This window comes from Dactylosporangium sp. NPDC050588 (assembly GCF_040654975.1).
Taxonomy (GTDB): Bacteria; Actinomycetota; Actinomycetes; order Mycobacteriales; family Micromonosporaceae; genus Dactylosporangium; species Dactylosporangium maewongense.
The window spans coordinates 58,754-75,103 of the sequence record NZ_JBFAJA010000053.1; the positions used below are offsets into that span (position 1 = coordinate 58,754).

The 16,350-nt window shown below is 75.0% G+C and carries 13 protein-coding genes; 1 reads left to right on the top strand and 12 read right to left on the bottom strand.

What is annotated here, in order from left to right; all coding sequences use genetic code 11:
* Nucleotides 1-519 precede the first annotated feature (519 nt).
* Together AB0I21_RS32875 and AB0I21_RS32880 are read right to left on the bottom strand one after the other, a co-directional pair.
* Entirely contained in the window at nt 520-1,434 is a 915-nt protein-coding gene (locus tag AB0I21_RS32875; protein WP_360567017.1) for a PAC2 family protein, read from the bottom strand.
* Nucleotides 1,435-1,492: 58 nt separating this feature from the next.
* Nucleotides 1,493-2,110, bottom strand: a complete 618-nt coding sequence (locus AB0I21_RS32880; RefSeq protein ID WP_344503332.1) for a TetR/AcrR family transcriptional regulator — start codon at nt 2,108-2,110, stop codon at nt 1,493-1,495.
* 83 nt (nt 2,111-2,193) lie between these two features.
* Here AB0I21_RS32880 and AB0I21_RS32885 point away from each other — a divergent pair, with 83 nt between their 5' ends.
* Nucleotides 2,194-3,123: an SDR family oxidoreductase gene (locus AB0I21_RS32885; protein WP_344503333.1), complete on the top strand. Its 930-nt coding sequence runs from the start codon at nt 2,194-2,196 to the stop codon at nt 3,121-3,123.
* Nucleotides 3,124-3,217: 94 nt separating this feature from the next.
* On the opposite strand, the gene AB0I21_RS32890 is transcribed toward AB0I21_RS32885, so the two are convergent.
* From AB0I21_RS32890 to AB0I21_RS32935, 10 genes are all read right to left on the bottom strand, one after another.
* Nucleotides 3,218-3,877: a response regulator transcription factor gene (locus tag AB0I21_RS32890; RefSeq protein WP_344503334.1), complete on the bottom strand. Its 660-nt coding sequence runs from the start codon at nt 3,875-3,877 to the stop codon at nt 3,218-3,220.
* Nucleotides 3,874-5,673 carry a histidine kinase gene (locus tag AB0I21_RS32895; protein ID WP_360567020.1) on the bottom strand — a complete coding sequence of 600 codons (1,800 nt, stop codon included), beginning with the start codon at nt 5,671-5,673 and terminating at the stop codon, nt 3,874-3,876. The genes AB0I21_RS32890 and AB0I21_RS32895 overlap by 4 nt, the downstream gene beginning before the upstream one ends.
* Nucleotides 5,670-6,350, bottom strand: coding sequence for a hypothetical protein (locus AB0I21_RS32900; RefSeq protein WP_360567022.1), 681 nt, complete (start codon nt 6,348-6,350; stop codon nt 5,670-5,672). Before AB0I21_RS32900 ends, AB0I21_RS32895 begins: the two co-directional genes overlap by 4 nt.
* A gap of 65 nt (nt 6,351-6,415) precedes the next feature.
* The gene (locus tag AB0I21_RS32905) at nt 6,416-7,591 is read right to left on the bottom strand and encodes a VWA-like domain-containing protein (RefSeq protein ID WP_360567024.1); all 1,176 of its coding nucleotides are present in this window, start codon (nt 7,589-7,591) and stop codon (nt 6,416-6,418) included.
* Nucleotides 7,592-8,235: 644 nt separating this feature from the next.
* Nucleotides 8,236-9,423 carry an AAA family ATPase gene (locus tag AB0I21_RS32910; RefSeq protein WP_344503339.1) on the bottom strand — a complete coding sequence of 396 codons (1,188 nt, stop codon included), beginning with the start codon at nt 9,421-9,423 and terminating at the stop codon, nt 8,236-8,238.
* Nucleotides 9,424-9,537: 114 nt separating this feature from the next.
* Nucleotides 9,538-10,926, bottom strand: coding sequence for a hypothetical protein (locus AB0I21_RS32915; protein WP_360567026.1), 1,389 nt, complete (start codon nt 10,924-10,926; stop codon nt 9,538-9,540).
* Between the two features lie 27 nt (nt 10,927-10,953).
* Nucleotides 10,954-12,363, bottom strand: a complete 1,410-nt coding sequence (locus AB0I21_RS32920; protein ID WP_360567028.1) for a hypothetical protein — start codon at nt 12,361-12,363, stop codon at nt 10,954-10,956.
* On the bottom strand, nt 12,360-13,958 hold the full coding sequence (locus tag AB0I21_RS32925; RefSeq protein ID WP_360567030.1) for an ankyrin repeat domain-containing protein: 1,599 nt from the start codon (nt 13,956-13,958) through the stop codon (nt 12,360-12,362). Before AB0I21_RS32925 ends, AB0I21_RS32920 begins: the two co-directional genes overlap by 4 nt.
* Nucleotides 13,955-15,076, bottom strand: coding sequence for a gala protein (locus AB0I21_RS32930; protein ID WP_360567031.1), 1,122 nt, complete (start codon nt 15,074-15,076; stop codon nt 13,955-13,957). The genes AB0I21_RS32925 and AB0I21_RS32930 overlap by 4 nt, the downstream gene beginning before the upstream one ends.
* Nucleotides 15,070-16,329 carry an SDR family oxidoreductase gene (locus AB0I21_RS32935; protein WP_360567033.1) on the bottom strand — a complete coding sequence of 420 codons (1,260 nt, stop codon included), beginning with the start codon at nt 16,327-16,329 and terminating at the stop codon, nt 15,070-15,072. The genes AB0I21_RS32930 and AB0I21_RS32935 overlap by 7 nt, the downstream gene beginning before the upstream one ends.
* Nucleotides 16,330-16,350: the final 21 nt, after the last annotated feature.

A 16,350-nucleotide genomic window follows, 5' to 3' on the forward strand; every position in this document is an offset into this window, starting at 1 on the left:
GGCCCGCACGCCTGGCCCGCACGCCTGCTGATTCGCGCCTGCCTTCGATCCGCGCCGGACAGAACTCGTTCCTGCCTGATCCGCCAGCCTGATCCGCCACGCAGGCCAGCGACCTGGGACGGACCGGCCGCCCGGGACAGCCCGGTCGCCCGGGGGAGCCCGGTCGCCCGGGGGGAGCCCGGCAGCCCGGGACAGACCAGCCGCCCGGGGCAGATCAGCTACCCGACGGCCGGCGAGTGGCTACGTCATCCTCGACGCCGCCAGGTTTGTCCGCGCGTGAGCACGGGCGAACCCGTCCGGGCGTGAACCTCGCTGGCGGCTGGACTTCCTCGCCGCTGGTGGGCACGGCTCACATCCTGGTGGGCAGGGCTTCGACCGCTGGGTGCCGGGGTGACCGCTGCAAAGCAACCCTACCCCCGCCCAACAAATCGATCTTCGGCGTCGTGACGGACCGTAGTTTCCGGGCTTTCACCAGGGGCGGAACGGCGGGGGACGGCGTTGCGAACCGTGACGGAGGGGCTACGGGTTCTCGTCGTTGCGGGTCTGTTCGGCGAGGAAGCGCTCCAGCTCCGCGCCGATCTCGTCCGCCGTTGGGAGTGGGGTGGGGGAGTCGGCCAGGAGGTTGTTGCCCTGGCGGCCGCGGGTGTAGGCGTCGTACTGCTCCTCCAGCGCCCGCACCAGCGACGCGGCCTCGTCGGCCTGGGCGATCTGCACGTCGATCTCGGCGCGGACCGACTCGGCGGCGGTGTGCAGCTCCTCGGTGGGCAGCTGCAGGCCGGTCGCCTCGGAGACGCAGGAGAGCAGCTTCTCCGCCGCCGACGGGAACTCCGCCTGCGCCACATAGTGCGGCACGTGGACGGCGAAGCCGAAGGCGTCGCGGTCCTGCTGGCCGATGCGGAACTCGAGGAGGTTGCCGACGCTGCCGGGCACCTGGACGCGCTGCAGCCACGGCTCGAACCCGGCGATCAGGTCGCGGCTCGTGCCGTGGGCGGTCACGCCGGTGGGGCGGGTGTGCGGCACGGCCATCGGGATCGCGGTGAGGCCGACCGTCGCCCGCACGTCGAAGCGCTCGATCAGCTCGATGACCGCCGCCGTGAACCGCTCCCACTGCAGGTCCGGCTCGGGGCCGTCGAGCAGCAGGAACTCGGTGCCGGTCGCGTCGCGCAGGACGCGCAGGAGCAGGCGCGGCTGCTCGTAGTGCTCCCAGTGGTCCTCGACGAACAGCATCGCCGGGCGCCGGCTGCGGTAGTCGTAGAGCTGGTCGAGGTCGAACGTCGCCACCGTGCGCGGCGAGCCGATCGTCAGCAGATGCTCGCGGGCGAGGCGGCTCGCGTTGCCGGCGTCGACGAAGCCCGTCAGCGCGTGCACGAGCACCGGCCGGTCGACGGCCGGCGGGTCCTCGGTGAGCGTGTAGAGCTCGCTGGGGTTGAGCACCGGAACGCAGCCTCCTTGAACAACGATTGCAAGAAACGCAACTCGCGGGTGCGCTCGATCATTCCATCCCGGCGGACCAGGGATTCGTGAGGATCGCGTAGACCAGCTCGTCGACGGCCGGCGCCAGGGACGTGAACGACGGCCCGGCGCCCGTGTACGGGTCGGAGACCTGCAGCATCATCTCGTGCACCCCTCCCACCAGCGCGATCGCGAGCAGCTGGGACAGCTCGGGGATGGCCGGGTCGGCGGCCCGCGCCGCATCGACCACCTCTACCAGCGTATCGGCGAACCGGCGCTGCATCTGCTGCCGCAGCCGGTACGCCTTCGGGCCGGCCGCCTGGATCTCCACGAGCAGCGTGCGGGTGACCGCCGGCATGCTCTCCAACGCGTTCAGGTATGCGGTCACCCCGTGGTTGACCATGGCCTTCCAGCTGCCGCCACCACCGCCGGCGGCGCTGCGCACGACGGCGAGCAGGTGCACGCAGCCCTGCTCGTACAGCGCCATGAGGCACGACTCCTTGTCGGTGAAGTGCTCATAGAACGTCCGCTTCGACACCCGCGCGTGCATGACCACGTCGGCGATCGTCGTCGCCGCGTAGCCCTTGTCCGCGATCGCCGCCGCCAGCCCGCCGGTCAGCGCCTCGCGGACCTCCTCGGCGGTTCTCGTGCTCGTCATGCGCCTGCCTCGGCCTTTCGCCAGAATGTCCGTGGGTGTTAGTTTGCCTGGTACTGGACGGTACCGCCGACGGGAGGCCCACGGTGCAGCACAGCTTGTCCGGCCAGGTGGTGCTCATCACCGGTGCCGCCAGGGGGATCGGGGAGCACACCGCCCGCATCGCGGCCGCCCGCGGCGCGAAGGTCGTCCTCGCCGGCCTCGAACCCGACCGCCTCGCCGCCGTCGCGGCCGACCTCGACGCGGCGTGGTTCCCCTGCGACGTCACCGACCAGACCAGTCTCGCAGCCGCTGTCGAGGGCGCCGTCTCCGCCCACGGCCGCATCGACGCCGTCCTGGCCAACGCGGGCGTCGCCAGCCGCGGCACCGTCGCCACCGGTGACATCGAGGCGTTGGTGCGGACCGTCGAGGTCAATCTCGTCGGCGTCATGCGCACCGCCGCCGCCGTCATGCCACACCTCATCGAGTCCCGCGGCTATCTGCTCATCGTCGCGTCGGCGGCGTCGTTCGCCGCGCTGCCGGGGATGGCGCCGTACTGCGCGTCGAAGGCCGGCGTCGAGCACTTCGGCAACGCCCTGCGCCTGGAGGTCGCCCACCACGGCGTCCGCGTCGGCACCGCCCACCCGTCGTGGATCGACACCGACCTCGTCCGCGACGCCCAGGACGACATGCCCACCTTCCGCGAGACGCTGCGCAAGCTGCCGCCGCCGCTGGGCTCGACCACGTCGGTGGAGCGCTGCGCCGAAGCGTTCGTCTCCGCCCTCGAACACCGCCGCCGCAAGGTCTTCGTCCCGCGCAGCGTCGCCGTCGTGTACTGGCTGCGCACGTTCCTCAACAGCCGCCTGTCCGAACGCGTCATCGAACGCCAGGCGCGCACCAGCGTCCCCGCCATGGAGGAGCAGGTCCGCACCCTGCGCCGCGGCTTCGGCGCCAACACCGCCCACGGCCTGCCCGCGACGGGCGCGCCCGCGGAACCACCCACCCCGGGCTTCATCGCCGACCGCTACCACCGCTGACCCCCGCACGGCCCTCCGCGACGGACCGCCGCCGCCCGCCGTGCCCCGCGGCCCGGGCCGGTCGCGACCCTGGCGGTCGCGGGCTTCGTGGCGGTCAGCTGCCGCGGGTCGTGCGTGTCTCGTGGACCATGATGGCGATCTGGACACGGTTGGTGCAGCCCAGCTTGCCGAGGATGCGCGACACGTACGTCTTCACGGTGGCCACGCTCATCAGCAGCGCCGCACTGATCTCGGCGTTGGAGCGGCCCTCGGCGACGGCGTCGGCGACCTTGCGCTCCGCCGGGGTCAGCGCGTCCAGGGCTCGTTCAGCGACCGCGCGCCGCTCGGCGGTGTCGTCGCGGACCACGTGGTCGACGAGCCGCCGTACCACGGACGGTGACAGCATCTGCTCGCCGGCCGCGACCCGCCGCACCGCGTCCAGGATCGCCAGCGGCGGCGTGTCCTTGAGCAGGAACCCGTGCGCCCCGAGCCGCAGCGCCCGCAGCACGTGCTCGTCCGTGTCGAACGTCGTCAGCACCACCACCGCCCCCGGCACCCCGCCGGCCCGCAGCGCCTCGAGCGCGGCGAGCCCGTCCATCCGCGGCATCCGGATGTCCATGAGGATCACGTCGGGGTGGCTGGCCCGGACCACCTGGACGGCCGCCACGCCGTCGCCCGCCTCCCCGACGAGCTCCAGCTCAGGATCCCCGCCGAGGACCATCGCCAGCCCTGCCCGGACCAGCGCGTCGTCGTCGACGACCACGACCCGGATCATCCCCGCCACGGCAGCCACGCCTCCAGGTGAAACCCGACCTCGCCACCGTCCCCAGACCCGCCGTGCCCGTGCTCCCCGCTGTCCCTCGCCCCGTCGTGCCCCCGGCCGCCACCGTCGCCCGACCTGCCACGCCCGTGGCCCCCACTGTCGCCCGCCCCGCTGTGCCCTTGCCCGCCGCCGACCTGCGAATCAGAGCCTGCCTGCCGGACGCCGCCGGCCTGCTGCGCTCCGCTGACCTGCTGCGCCCCGCCGGCCTGCTGTGCCCCGCCGGCCTGCTGTGCCCCGCCGGCCTGCTGTGCCGCCCCCGACAGCTGCACCCCGCCAGACCGTTGCGTCCCACTGGACTGCTGGGCCACGTCGGATCGTGTCCCGTCGGACGGCCGTGTCCCGCCCGGCTGCTGGGCCCCGCTGAACTGCTGGGCCATGCCGAATTGTGTCCGGTCGGACAGCTGCGCCTCGCCGGGCTGTTGTGCCGCGCCGGCCTGCTGTGCCCCGCCAGACCGTTGCGTCCCACTGGGTTGCTGGGCTATGCCGGATTGTGTCCCGTCGGACGGCTGCGTCCCGCCGGGCTGCTGGGCCCCGCTGAACTGCTGGGCCACGCCGAATTGTGCCCGGTCGGACAGCTGCGCCTCGCCGGGCTGTTGTGCCAGGCCGGGCTGCGGTGACGGGGTGTGTCGTGGGGGCGGGGTCGTGCGGCGGGGGCCGTGTTCGAGGCGGCCGCCGGCGAGGGTGACGCGCTCGGCCAGGCCGACGAGACCCGACCGCGATCCCGGCAGCGCGGGCCGCACCGGGACGGCCGGCAGCGGGTTGCGCAGCCACACGTGCAGCTCGCCCTGGCTCGTGCGGTCGAGGCGGATCGCGACGGCGGCGCCGGGCGCGTGCTTGCGGGCGTTGGTCAGGCCTTCCTGCACGAGGCGGAACGCGGTCCTGTTCACCGCGGCGGGCAGCGTCTCCGGCCCCGCGTCACCGCCGGCGGTGAGCCGGTTGTCGAGGTCGACGGGGGTGCCGGCCCTGCGGACCTCCTCGATCAGCTCGTCGAGGTCGGCGAGGTCCTGGCGCGGCCGCAGCTCGTCGTCGTCGCTGCTGCGCAGCACACCGAGGATCTCCCGGAGCTCCTCCATCGCCTGGCGCGCGCTCGCCCTGATGGTGCCGCCCGCCTCGGCGACCTGCTCCCGCGACAGGTCGCGGCGGATCTCCAGGGCGCCGGCGTGCAGGCTGATCAGCGAGATCCGGTGGGCGAGCACGTCGTGCATCTCGCGGGCGATCCGCTCCCGCTCCAGCCCGCGCAGCAGGTCGGCGCGCTGCTCGGCCTCCGCCTCGGCGCGCACGGCCCGGTCCCGCAGCGACGCGATCAGCTCCCGCCGGGCCCGCACCGTCGACCCCCACGCCAGGACGATGCACGTGAGCAGCGCCGCGGCCGTGGCGTTGCCCACGATCTGCAGGTCAGGGTCCGGATAGCGCAGCATCAGCGGGACCGGCACCAGCAGGTGCGCGACCGCGACGCCCAGCGCCACCCGGAACGGCCGGTGCACCGCGACCGTGAACACCGCGATCAACGCCGCCCCGCCGACGAAGTCGGTGAGCGCCGCCGGGACGAGCAGCAGGAGCGCCACCTGTACGGGCCACCGCCGCCGCCACCAGATCAGCACCAACGCCGGCACGGTCACGGCCGTCGACAGCAGCAGCCGCTCGTCGCTGAGAGCGCCGCTGTCCAGGCCGGACGCCGCGGCGACCACCATCGTCAGCGCCGAGATGACGAAGACGGTCGCGTCGACGACGAGGTTGCGGGCCTTCACGAGCGCACCAGGGGACGCCAGTGCTGCGTGGTGCCGTCGTCGCGGACCGTGTACCCCAGCTTCTGGACCTCGTCGCGCAGCTCTGTGGCGTCGGTGGTGCTCTTGCTGGTCAGCGCCACCGCCCGGGCGGCGAGGACCGCGTTGACCGCGGCCGGCAGGTCCGGCAGGTCGGGCACCCAGCGCCGGAACAGCTCCCCGAACGGGTCCTGCCTCTGCCACGGGTAGCCGTGCGCCCGGAACGCCTCCGCCACCTGCCGGTCACCGGCCCGCTCCAGCCGCTCCCGCACCACCTGCCGCGAGTCCCGGTCCAGCACGACGAGCAGCCGCCCGTCGACGAACACCGCCGACACGTCCTCCCGGCGCACGACCCAGGCGGCGTCGCCGAGCCGCAGCCGCAGCTCGCTGTCTGCGACGGTCACCCGCAGCGTCTCGTGCACCGCGACGACCACGAACACCACCCCGAGCAGCAGCCCGGCGGCCATCATCGCGATCCGCCCGAACCCGTGGTCGAGCGCCGCCACGAGCCGGACCGGCCCCCCGAACGGCACCCACGGCAGGGTCAGCAGCCAGCGCGCCAGCAGCGGCAGCGCCCAGCCGACCGCGACCCCGGCCAGCGGAAACCCGGCGCCGATCAGCCACTTGTCGGCGCGGGACAGCCCCAGCTCGTGTTCTGCCATACACCTCACGGTAGGCAGCCGGACCGTGGCGGGACAGTCTCCGAAAGTTGTCGCGTACACCTGGATCAGCCGCCATCGGTCGGTGTGATGTGCACCGACTCCACCCACGACGGCGGCAGCGGGGGGTTCGGTCCGATCAGCCCGGCGATGAGCCGGCACCCCGTCGGCTCGTCGGGCCACGGCGTGCCGCCGTCGGTGAGGACGACCACGATCTGCGGCTTGTCCGGCGACCGCAGCGCCGCCGCGATCCCGACCCGCATGTCGGTGCCGCCACCACCGCCGAGCTCGACCTGCTCCGTCTTCACCACCCGCGTCACCGCGTGCACGTCGGCGTCGCAGGCGACGACGGTGACCCGGTTGCCGCGGATGCCGACGGTACGCAGCACGCCCGTCACCTCGCTCAGCGCCGCCGCCAGGTCGTCGGTGCCCATCGAGCCCGACGTGTCGACGACCACCGCGACCCGCGGCAGCGGCCGGCGCAGGCTCGGCAGCACCACCCCGCGCATCGCCCCGGTCCGCCGCCCCGGCCGCGCGTACGTGTAGTCGACGGCACCGCTCGCCCACGCCACCGCCTGCCGCAGCGCCCCGGTCAGCAGCCGCCGCCAGTCGACGACCGGCTCGGCGATCTCGTCCGCCCACCGCTGCCAGCCCCCGGGCACGGTGCCACGCGACCGCACGTGCGCCCGGATCGCGTCGGCGGTCTGCCGGCGGATCGCCACCGCCTCCACGTCCCGCACGCCGGGCTCCGCGGCGTCACCGACCTCACCCGCGACCGGGATGCCGTGCGCGCCCGACCCGCACTGCACGTCATGCGAGTGCGTGTGCGGTATCCCGGCCAGGTACTCCTCGAACAGCCGCCCCTCCGGCAGCCCGAACGTCGCCGGCTCCACCCGCGACGCCGGCAGCACCAGCTTGTCCGCGACCAGGTCGTCGTTGATCTCGCAGTCCTGCGCGAGGTTGACCCGCAGGTGGTCGCCACGGTCGCCCGCAGGCAGCCGGTCCGCCCGCCCGTGATGGTCCCGCAGCAGGTGCGCCACCTCGTGCACCCACACCCCGGCGAGCTCCTCGACACTGTGCCCGTCCACGAACTCCGGCGACACGTACAACCGCCACCGCCGGTCGACCCCCATGGTCGCCAGGTGCCGGCTCGGCACGACCGACAACGCGTACAACGCCGTCGCCAGATACGGCCGCAGCATCGCCGCCTTGTACCGCGCCGCGAGCAGCTTCGTCCGATCCAACGCCCGCGCCGCCCCGACCGACGGCCCAGCAGGAACGGACGGCGCCGCCTGCGGTGTCGCTGGCACGGACGGCGTCGCTTGCGGTGTCGCTGGCACGGACGGCGCCGCCTGCGGTGTCGTGGGCACGGACGGTGGTGGCTGTGTCGCCGCGGGCAGGGGCGTCTGGGCGGGTGCGGGTGGCACAGGTTGCGCGTGTGTAGGAGAGCTGCATGCCGGCGGCACCGCGTCAGGGTGTCCCGGCTCGACCACCGCGGTGAATGGGGGACCGACCGCCCCGGCCGGATGCGGCGGACCGACCGCCCCGGGCGGATGCGGCGGACCGACCGCCCCGGGCGGATGCGGCGGACCGACCGCCCCGGGCGGATGCGGCGGACCGACCGCCCCGGCCGGAGGCGGCGGACCGACCGCCCCGGCCTGGGACGGCAGGCGGACCGCACCTGTCGGCGACGATGGGCCCACCGCGCCGGCTGGGGACGGTGGACCGACCGCACCTGCTGGGGGCGGTGGACCGACCGCACCTGCTGGGGGCGGAGGACCAACGGCACCTGCTGGAGGCGGAGGACCGACGGCACCTGCTGGGGGTGGAAGACCGGCCGCGGCCGCTGGGAGTGGTGGGTCCACCGCGCCCGCTGGGGGTGGGGTGGTCATCGGAGGGCGCCGGAGAGGCTCAGGATGTCGATGAAGGCGTCGATCGTGGCGGGCACGGGCCAGGCGGGTTTGCGCATGGCGGCGAGGTCGGCGGCGGCGCGGGCGGCGACGTCGGGGACGCCGGCCTCGACGGCCTTGCTCAGGACGGTCCAGCCGGCTTCCCAGCGCTCGCGGGTGGTGTTGCTCTGGACGGCGGAGACGACGGCGGTGAGGAAGGCGAGCTGGCGGTCCCCGCGGGCGGGGAGCTGGAAGGCGTCGGGGTTGGCGAGGACGCGGTTGGGGTCGGGGAGGTCGAGCTCGTCGAGGTAGTTGACCAGCTCGAGGCCGGCGCCGTCGCCGATGGCGCCGACGAGGGCGGTGGACAGGGCGGCGCGGGTGGCGTCGCTGGCCATGCCGAACGTGAGCAGGCGTAGCGCCATCTCCCAGGTGCGCGGGGACGGCCAGGCGCCGCCGCGGGCCTCGGCGTCGGCGGGCAGGTGATGGGCGAGGCCGGGGCGGGCGGTGAGGAACCCGGACAGCGTGCCGCGGGCCCTGGCGAGCGCCGACGCGCCCTTGCGCGGGTCGACGCGGGGGATGTCGGCGGTGGGCCAGGTGCCGGCGAGGCCGCGGGCGACGACGGCGGGGTCGTGCGTCCAGTGCAGGTGGACGAACCGGTTGGCGAGGGGTGGGCTGAGGTGCCAGCCGTCGGCGGCGCTCGACGGTGGGTTGGCGGCGGCGACGACACGGACCGCGGGCGGGAGCTCGAGGCTGCCGACGCGCCGCTCCAGGACGACGCGCAGCAGCGCGGCCTGCACGGCGGGCGGGGCGGAGGACAGCTCGTCGAAGAAGACCAGACCATAGCCGCGCTTGGCGAGCCGGACGGCCCAGTCTGGCGGGGCCATCGGCACGCCCTGCGTGGCGGGGTCGTCGCCGACGACGGGCAGGCCCGCGAAGTCGGACGGCTCGTGGATGCTGGCGATGACCGTCTCCATCGGCACGTCGAGCCGGTCGGCGAGCTGCTGCAGCGCCGAGGACTTGCCGATGCCGGGCTCGCCCCAGAGCAGGACCGGAAGGTTGGCGGAGACGGCCAGCGCCAGGGCCTCGAGCTGGGTGTTGTCGCGCCGCTCCACGCGGGTCGAGCGCGTCGCGGCGAGCAGCTCGTCGGCCGCGGCGAGCAGGGTCAGCGCCGTTGGTTCTGCGGTCATGCGCGACACGGTAGCCGCCGGGTACGACAATTCCGCGACCCAATTACCCATGAACGAACGACCCAATTACCCCACGAACGCACGACCCAACTGCCCCGAGAGCAAGCGGCCCGATCACCCCAGGAACGACAGCTCGTCGAGCCGCCCCGACCCCCGCGCCAGATCCGCCCACCCGAGACCGGCGAACGTGACGGCGTTCACGTCGGCGCCCATCGTCACCAGCGCCCGGACCGTCCCGGCGGGCCCGCCGTGCCCGACCGCGAACAGCAGCGGCGTCATGCCGGCCGCGTCCCGGGCCTCCAGGTCGAGCCCGGCGGCGAGGAGGTCGAGGAGCAGCGTCTCGGCGTCCGGCACCCACGCGAGCAGGTGCAGCATCGTCCGCCGGTTGCCGTCGCGGAAGTACGGGTCGCCGCCCGCCGCCAGCCACGCCGACAGGGCCGGTGCGTCGCCGTGACGCGCCAGTCGTACCAACGCCGCATGACGCAACCGGAGCTGCTTCGGCAGCGCCGCCAGGGGGTCGTGCCAGCCCGCGTCCGCGGGGTCGGTGAGCCGCCAGGCGCCGTCGCGGCGGACCCGGACGGGGCCCGTGTCCGGCACCGGCGACGGCGGCATGCACCGCAGCCCGGGGAAGAGGGCCGCGCCGACCAGCGGATGCAGCGCGCTCGCCGGCAGCATCCCGAGGCGGACCAGGTCGGCGTCGACGGGGCGTTCGACGAGCGGCGCCGGCAGCCGCAGCCCTGCCGCCTCGGCCGAGCCGCTGACCGTCGTGTCGCGGATCAGGGTGGTGTACGCCCCGTCGACGTGATCGATGAGCGCCTCCGAGGCCCCGGCCGACCGGATCGCGGCGGGCAGGCCGGTCAGGTCGAGCCGCCAGGTCCTGCGGGCCGGCCCCAGCGACGGCGTGCGGACCGACGCGCGCAGGTCGGCCCGGCGCTGCAGGAGCGGCTGGAGGTCGAAGCCGGCGAGCCGCCACGCCCCGATCCAGTCCCCGGCGTCCTGCAGCGTGATGACGTGCTCGGCGAGCCCCCAGCGCTCCGGCGGCAGCCGGTTCCCCGCGCCGTCGAGGAACGGCACCGGTCTCCCGCCGCCGAGGGTGCCGGTGCACCGGCCGTCCCACAGCGCCCGGTTGTACACCAGCGAACTTCGCGACGAGCCGGCCGGGACCGCGCCGTAGCGCAGCGACAGCCGCTCGGGCTCGCGCCGCGACACGATGAGCGCGCGGGCGCCGTAACCGTTCAGGACGGTGTCAGGCCGGGCTGGGTCGAGGTGCCAGCGCAGCAGGTCCGGCACGACGTGCCGCAGGTCGTCCTCGACGCGCGCCGCGACGTCCCGGCCGTCGCCGCGCCCGATCCCCGCCAGGTCGAGGTCGATGTCGACGCGGGCCGCCGCGCACGCACCCCGCCAGTCGCCGGCGGCCCGGCGCTCGGCCACCGCCTCGATCATCCACGCGGGCACCCCGACCCGCCGCGTCCACCGCGCGGCGGCCAGCTCACGCCGCCACATCGGACACCGCCCCCACCAGGGCCTGCGTCATGTGCAGCCCAGCTCCTCCAGGGCCCGGATCGCCGCGGGTGTGCCGCCGAGGTCGAGGGCGTGCCGGAGCGGGGTGAGGCCGGTCTTGTCGCGGGCGTGCGGGTCGAGGCCCGCGTGCCGCAGTCGTGCGACGACCGGTCCGGGGTCCGGCAGCCACGCGAGCAGGTGCAGCAGCGTGCGGCCGTGGTGGTCGCGCAGGTGCGGGTCGAGCCCGGCGTCGAGCCACGCGGCGATCGCCGGCCCGTCGCCGTTGACGGCGTGCAGCACGATGTCGCGGCGGCGCAGGCGCAGCGCCTTCGGCGTCCACGCGTCGGGGTCGCGCCAGCCGTCCCGGGCGGCGAAGCACCCGCGCAGCGGCGCCCCGCCGAGCGCCCGCAGCGCCAGCTCCCGGCGGGTCTCGTCGGGGGTGTGCTCGTGCCCGCCGAGGATGTGCCACTCGCCCTGGCAGCGCACCCGGACCGGCGCCATGTCGGGGACGGTCTCGGGCGGCCCGTCGAAGAGTCCGGCGAGGTCGGGGAAGAGGGCGTCGCCGACGAGCGGGTGCAGGTGTTCCAGCGGCAGGATCCCGTGGCGTACGAGGTCGAAGTCCACCGCCCGTTCCGCGCGCACGACCGGCACCATCGGTGGCAGGGGCGACGAGGTGCCGTACCAGACCCGCAGGTCGGCGTCGACGGTCAGCGAGGTGTCCGGGGAGAGCCCGAGCGGGACGCCGGCCCGGGGCCGTCCGGTAGCGAAGACGGCGGCGACGGCGGTCCGCAGCCCGGTGAGGTCGTGCCGGCGGTCGCGCAGCGCCCTGCCGACCCAGTATCCCTTGCCGGTCGTCGCGAGCAGCGGCCCGACGTCGAACCCGGCGAGCGTCCAGGCGGCGGCCCAGTCGCCGGCGTCCTGCAGGGCGATGATCCGCTCCGGGCCGCCCCACGCCGCCTCCGGCAGCCGTTCGCCGGACGCGGTGAGGAACGGCAGGTGCCCGTCGTAGCCGCCGCACCGGTCGAGGAGCTCACCGGTGCGCCGGCTGTCCCACCGCTCGCGGGCGCCGTCGAGCGCGGACCGCTGGTCGCCGTCCAGACCGGCGAACTCGAGCTCGAGCCGCTGGCTGGGGGTGCCGGGGTGCCGCCGCCGGACCCGCAGCGCGTGCCGCCCGTACACGGCGAGGGTCACCGGGCCCGGCGCAGGCGCCTGGAACAGGTGCCAGCGCAGCAGGTCCGGCGCCAGGTGCAGCAGGTCGTCCTCGACCGCGGCGGCGACCGCGGCGCCGTGGTCGCGTCCGATCCGGGCCAGGTCGAGGCCCGCGTCGACGCCGGCCGCGTCGCACGCGCCGCGCCAGTCCCCGGTGCGCCGGCACCGCGTCGCCCGCTCGATCATCCAGCGAGGCACCGCGAACCGCCGCGCCGTGCGCAGCGTCCTCACCCCGACTGCAGCAGGGTTTTCAGTTCGGGGCGGCCGAACCGGTCCAGGGTGTCGGCGACGGAGACGCCGTTGTCGTCCTCGCCGTCCGGGTCGGCCCCGGCGGCGAGCAGGGCGCGGACGAGCTCGGCGGATCCGGTGTCGTACACGGCGGTCTGCAGCGGCGTCATGCCCCGCCGGTCCCGGGCGTGGACGTCGAGCCCGAGGCCGATCAGCCGGTCGAACAGGGTCAGGTCGTCCGGCGCCGCCATCAGGCCGCTGATGTGGTGCAGCAGCGTCCGGCCGTGCGGGTCGCGGGCGTGCGGGTCGACGCCCGCGTCGAGCAGCTCCACGACGCCGGGCAGGTCGCCCTGCTGGGCCCGCAGCATGAGGTCGCGGCGCAGCTCGTGCAGGGCGCGGGGGAGCTTCGCGTGGGGTTCGCGCCAGTTCCGTTCGGCGGCGATGCAGCCGTGCACCTCGCCGCCGAGCGCGAGGAGGGCCTGCTCGCGGCGGCGCTCCTCGTCGGTGTGGGGGATCTCGAAGCGGCCGCCGGCCATCCGTACGTGATGCCACGCGCCGTCACGGCAGCGCAGCCGCGCCTCGGGCACCGCCGTCGCGCCCACCCGCGGCGAAGGGGCCACGGCCTCGGGGAAGAACGCGGCGTGCACGAGCGGGTGCAGCCACGACGCGGGGATCGTGCCGGTGCGGACGAGCTCGGCGTCGATGGGCCGCTCGTACGGTCGGGAGTCCAGGTGCCAGTCGGCGTCGCGGTCCCGGTAGCCGGTGCCCACCCACTCGCCGGTGAGCCGCTGGTCGGTGAAGCCGGTCAGCTTCAGCACGTAGTTCCAGCCGAAGACGATCCCGACGGCGTCGGTGCCGCGGGCGCGGGCGGCGTCGAGGACGGCGAGGTGCTCGCCGAGGAACCCGCGCCACAGCCGCCGCAGGATCCGCGCGTTCCAGTGGCTGCCGTCGTCGGGCAGTTCGGGCACGTCGGCGCCGGCGGCCTGCCACGCCTCGCGGAACCGTCCGGCGTCGTGCAGCGCCAGGACCCGCTCGGTGGCACCCCACGCCGCCTCCGGCAGCGGGCGGCCGGCCGGGTCGTGGAACGGCAGGTGCGTCCAGCCGCAGCCCTCGAGGAGCCGGCCGGACTCGCGGGCGTCCCAGAGGTGCCGGCGGGTCCGGTAGTCGTGCAGCGCGTGGAACGGCCGCGGGCCGTCGTCCCACTCCCAGTCGTCCCAGTCGTCGCTGTCGAGCGGCTCGTCGGTGGCGAACAGCCGCAGCCGCTGCGAGCCGAACCCGAGGCGGGTGCCGCCGACGTACAGCGCCGGCCCGTCGCCGGCCAGGTGCACGACCTGCCGGGCGTCCAGGTGGGTGTCGCCGCGGGCCGGTTTGCGCGGCAGGTGCCAGCGCAGCAGGTCCGGGGCGAAGTGGGCGAGGTCGTCCTCGAACAGCTTCGCCTGGCCCTCGTCGAGCTCGACGTCGACGTTGGCGGCGGCGCACGCGGCCCGCCAGTCGCCGGCGAGCCGGGCCTGGGTCGCCGCCCGGATCATCGACGGGGGCGTCGCCCAGCGCCGGATCCGCCGCCAGTTGCCGGCGCCCGCTCGGGTCAGGGTCGTCACCGGTACACGCTCACGATCTCGCTGCCCGGCTGGCTGTCGGCGGCCGGGAGCAGCGCGCTGATGGCCCGCTTCACGCGGCGCGGGACGTCCGGGCCGAGCGCGAGGCGGGTCAGGGCGGTCTGGGGGAGCGCCGCGAGGAGCGCCTTCGCGCCGCGACCACCGACGCCGGTGTGGCGCAGGTCGAGGCGGCGCAGCCGGGTGCCGGGCAGCGCGGCGGCGAGGAGCGCGGCACCGTCGTCGCCGACCTGGTTGTCGGTGGCGCCGAGCACCCGCAGCGACTGGGGCCGGCTCAGGTCCAGGCTGTCCAGCAGGTGCAGCCGCGGTGCGAGCGCGGCGACGGTGCCCGCGGTGAGCCCGTTGCCGCCCAGGCCCAGCGTCATGTCGCCGCCGTGCATCGCCTCGACGACCGGCAGGACCCCGTCGTCGCCCAGCCGGTTCGCGGCCAGGAACAGGCCGCGGACCCCGGCGTCGCGCAGCAGCCGCCGCAGGAGCGGGCCCGCCGACGGGCCGAGGCCGTTGCCGCCGAGGAACACCCGGGTCACCGGGGCGGGCCGGGCGGCGAGCGCGTCGACGAGCACCGCCAGGCCCGCGGTCGTCAGGCCGGTGTTGACGAGGTCGACGGTGTCGATGGTCGTGTTGCGGCGCAGCGTCTCCGCGAGCGCGGCGACCCCCTCGTCGCCGAGCGGGTTGCGCTTGAGCCACAGCGCCCGCACCCGGTCGTCGGCGGCGAGCCGCTCGAACAACGGTGCGGCGCCTGCCGCGTCGATCGCGTTGCAGCCGAGGTACAGCGTCTCGACCCGGTGCCCTTCCGGCAGGCCCTCGGCGAGGGCGGCGGTCCCCGGGGCGCCGAGCCCGTTGGTGCCCAGCAGCAGGTGCACGGCGTGCGGGGAGCCGACGACCCGGTCGAGGACCTGGGTGACCCCGGCCGCGCCGAGGCCCTGCTTGCACAGGTCGACCCGGCCGTCGGGCTGCAGCGTGCCGAGCGGGAAGCGCTCGGTCTCCCGGACCGGCTCGGGGTCGCGCAGCCTCTGCAGGAGGGGAGACAGGTCGGCGAGGTCGGCCTGCGGCACGGCCGGCACCGTCAGCACCGGGCACGCGATCTCTGGGGTGTCTACCACTGCACCACCTGGTAGTCCTTGAGGAAGACGCCGGAGATCCGGTCACCGTGCACGCCGCGGACGATCGGGTCGTACACCCTGGCGGCGCCGTCGACGACGTCCAGCGGCACCCGGAAGCCGGCCTCGTGGAAGGCCTCCTTGGTGCCCTGCGGCCGCTCGTCGGTGACCCAGCCGGTGTCGACGCTGGTGACGTGGATGCCGTCGCGGGCGTAGTCCTCGGCGATCGTGCGGGTCAGCATGTTGAGGCCGGCCTTGGCCATGTTGGTGTGCGGGTGCCGGCTGGTCTTGTTGCGGCGGCTGAAGCTGCCCTCCATCGCCGAGACGTTCACGACGTACCGGTCGGGGTGCGGCGAGGCGAGCATCAGCGGGCGCAGCCGGGCGGTGAGCAGGAACGGCACGAACGCGTTGACGACCTGCACCTCCATCCACTCCCGCGGGGTGACCTCGTGCAGGTGCAGCACCCAGCTGTTGACGGGGCGCAGGTCGAGCTGCTCACCGGTCTCGTCGACCATGCCGGCGGGGAAGAAGTCCACTGTGGACCTGATGGCGGGGACCGGCACCGGGACGCCCGGTCCGAGCGCCGCTGCTTCGGCGGCCCGCAGCGCACGGTAGTACTCAGCCGGCCGGGAGATGGTCTGGGCCGCGTTGTTGACGAGGATGTCGAGGTGGCCCCACTGCTCGGTGACCGCGTCGACGAGGCCCACGACGGCGGGCAGGTCGAGGAAGTCGACGCCGTGCACCCGCAGCCGGTCGCGCCAGTCGGCGAAGTCGCTCTCCGCGGCGAACCGGCGGGCCGCGTCGTGCGGGAAGCGCGTGGTGACGATGACGTCGGCGCCGTCGCGCAGCAGCTTCAGCGCCGTCTGGTAGCCGATCTTGATCCGCCCGCCGGTGACGATCGCGCGCCGGCCGCGCAGGTCGCAGCGGGCCGTGCGGCGGGCCGTGTTGCCGGTCGAGCAGGGCCGGCACATCAGCGGGTACGCCCGGTTGACCGTGCGGTAGTGCCGCTTGCACACGTAGCACCGCCGGGCCCGCAGCAGTTCCTCGTCCTGCTCCGTGGCCCTGGTCAGCACCCGCAGGTCGTGGGCGGCGCTTTCGGTCTTGCGCGCGCTCTTCTGGTGTTTTTTGCGGCTCTTGTACGAGCTGACGACCGCCTCACGGACCGCCTGTGCCGACGGGTCGTCGTCGTCCGCGCCGTTGAGCGCGGCGAGCACACGCAGGCACGCCGCGACGTCGGAGGGGTCCAGACGAGGCACCGGCAGAGCCTAGCCCCTGTG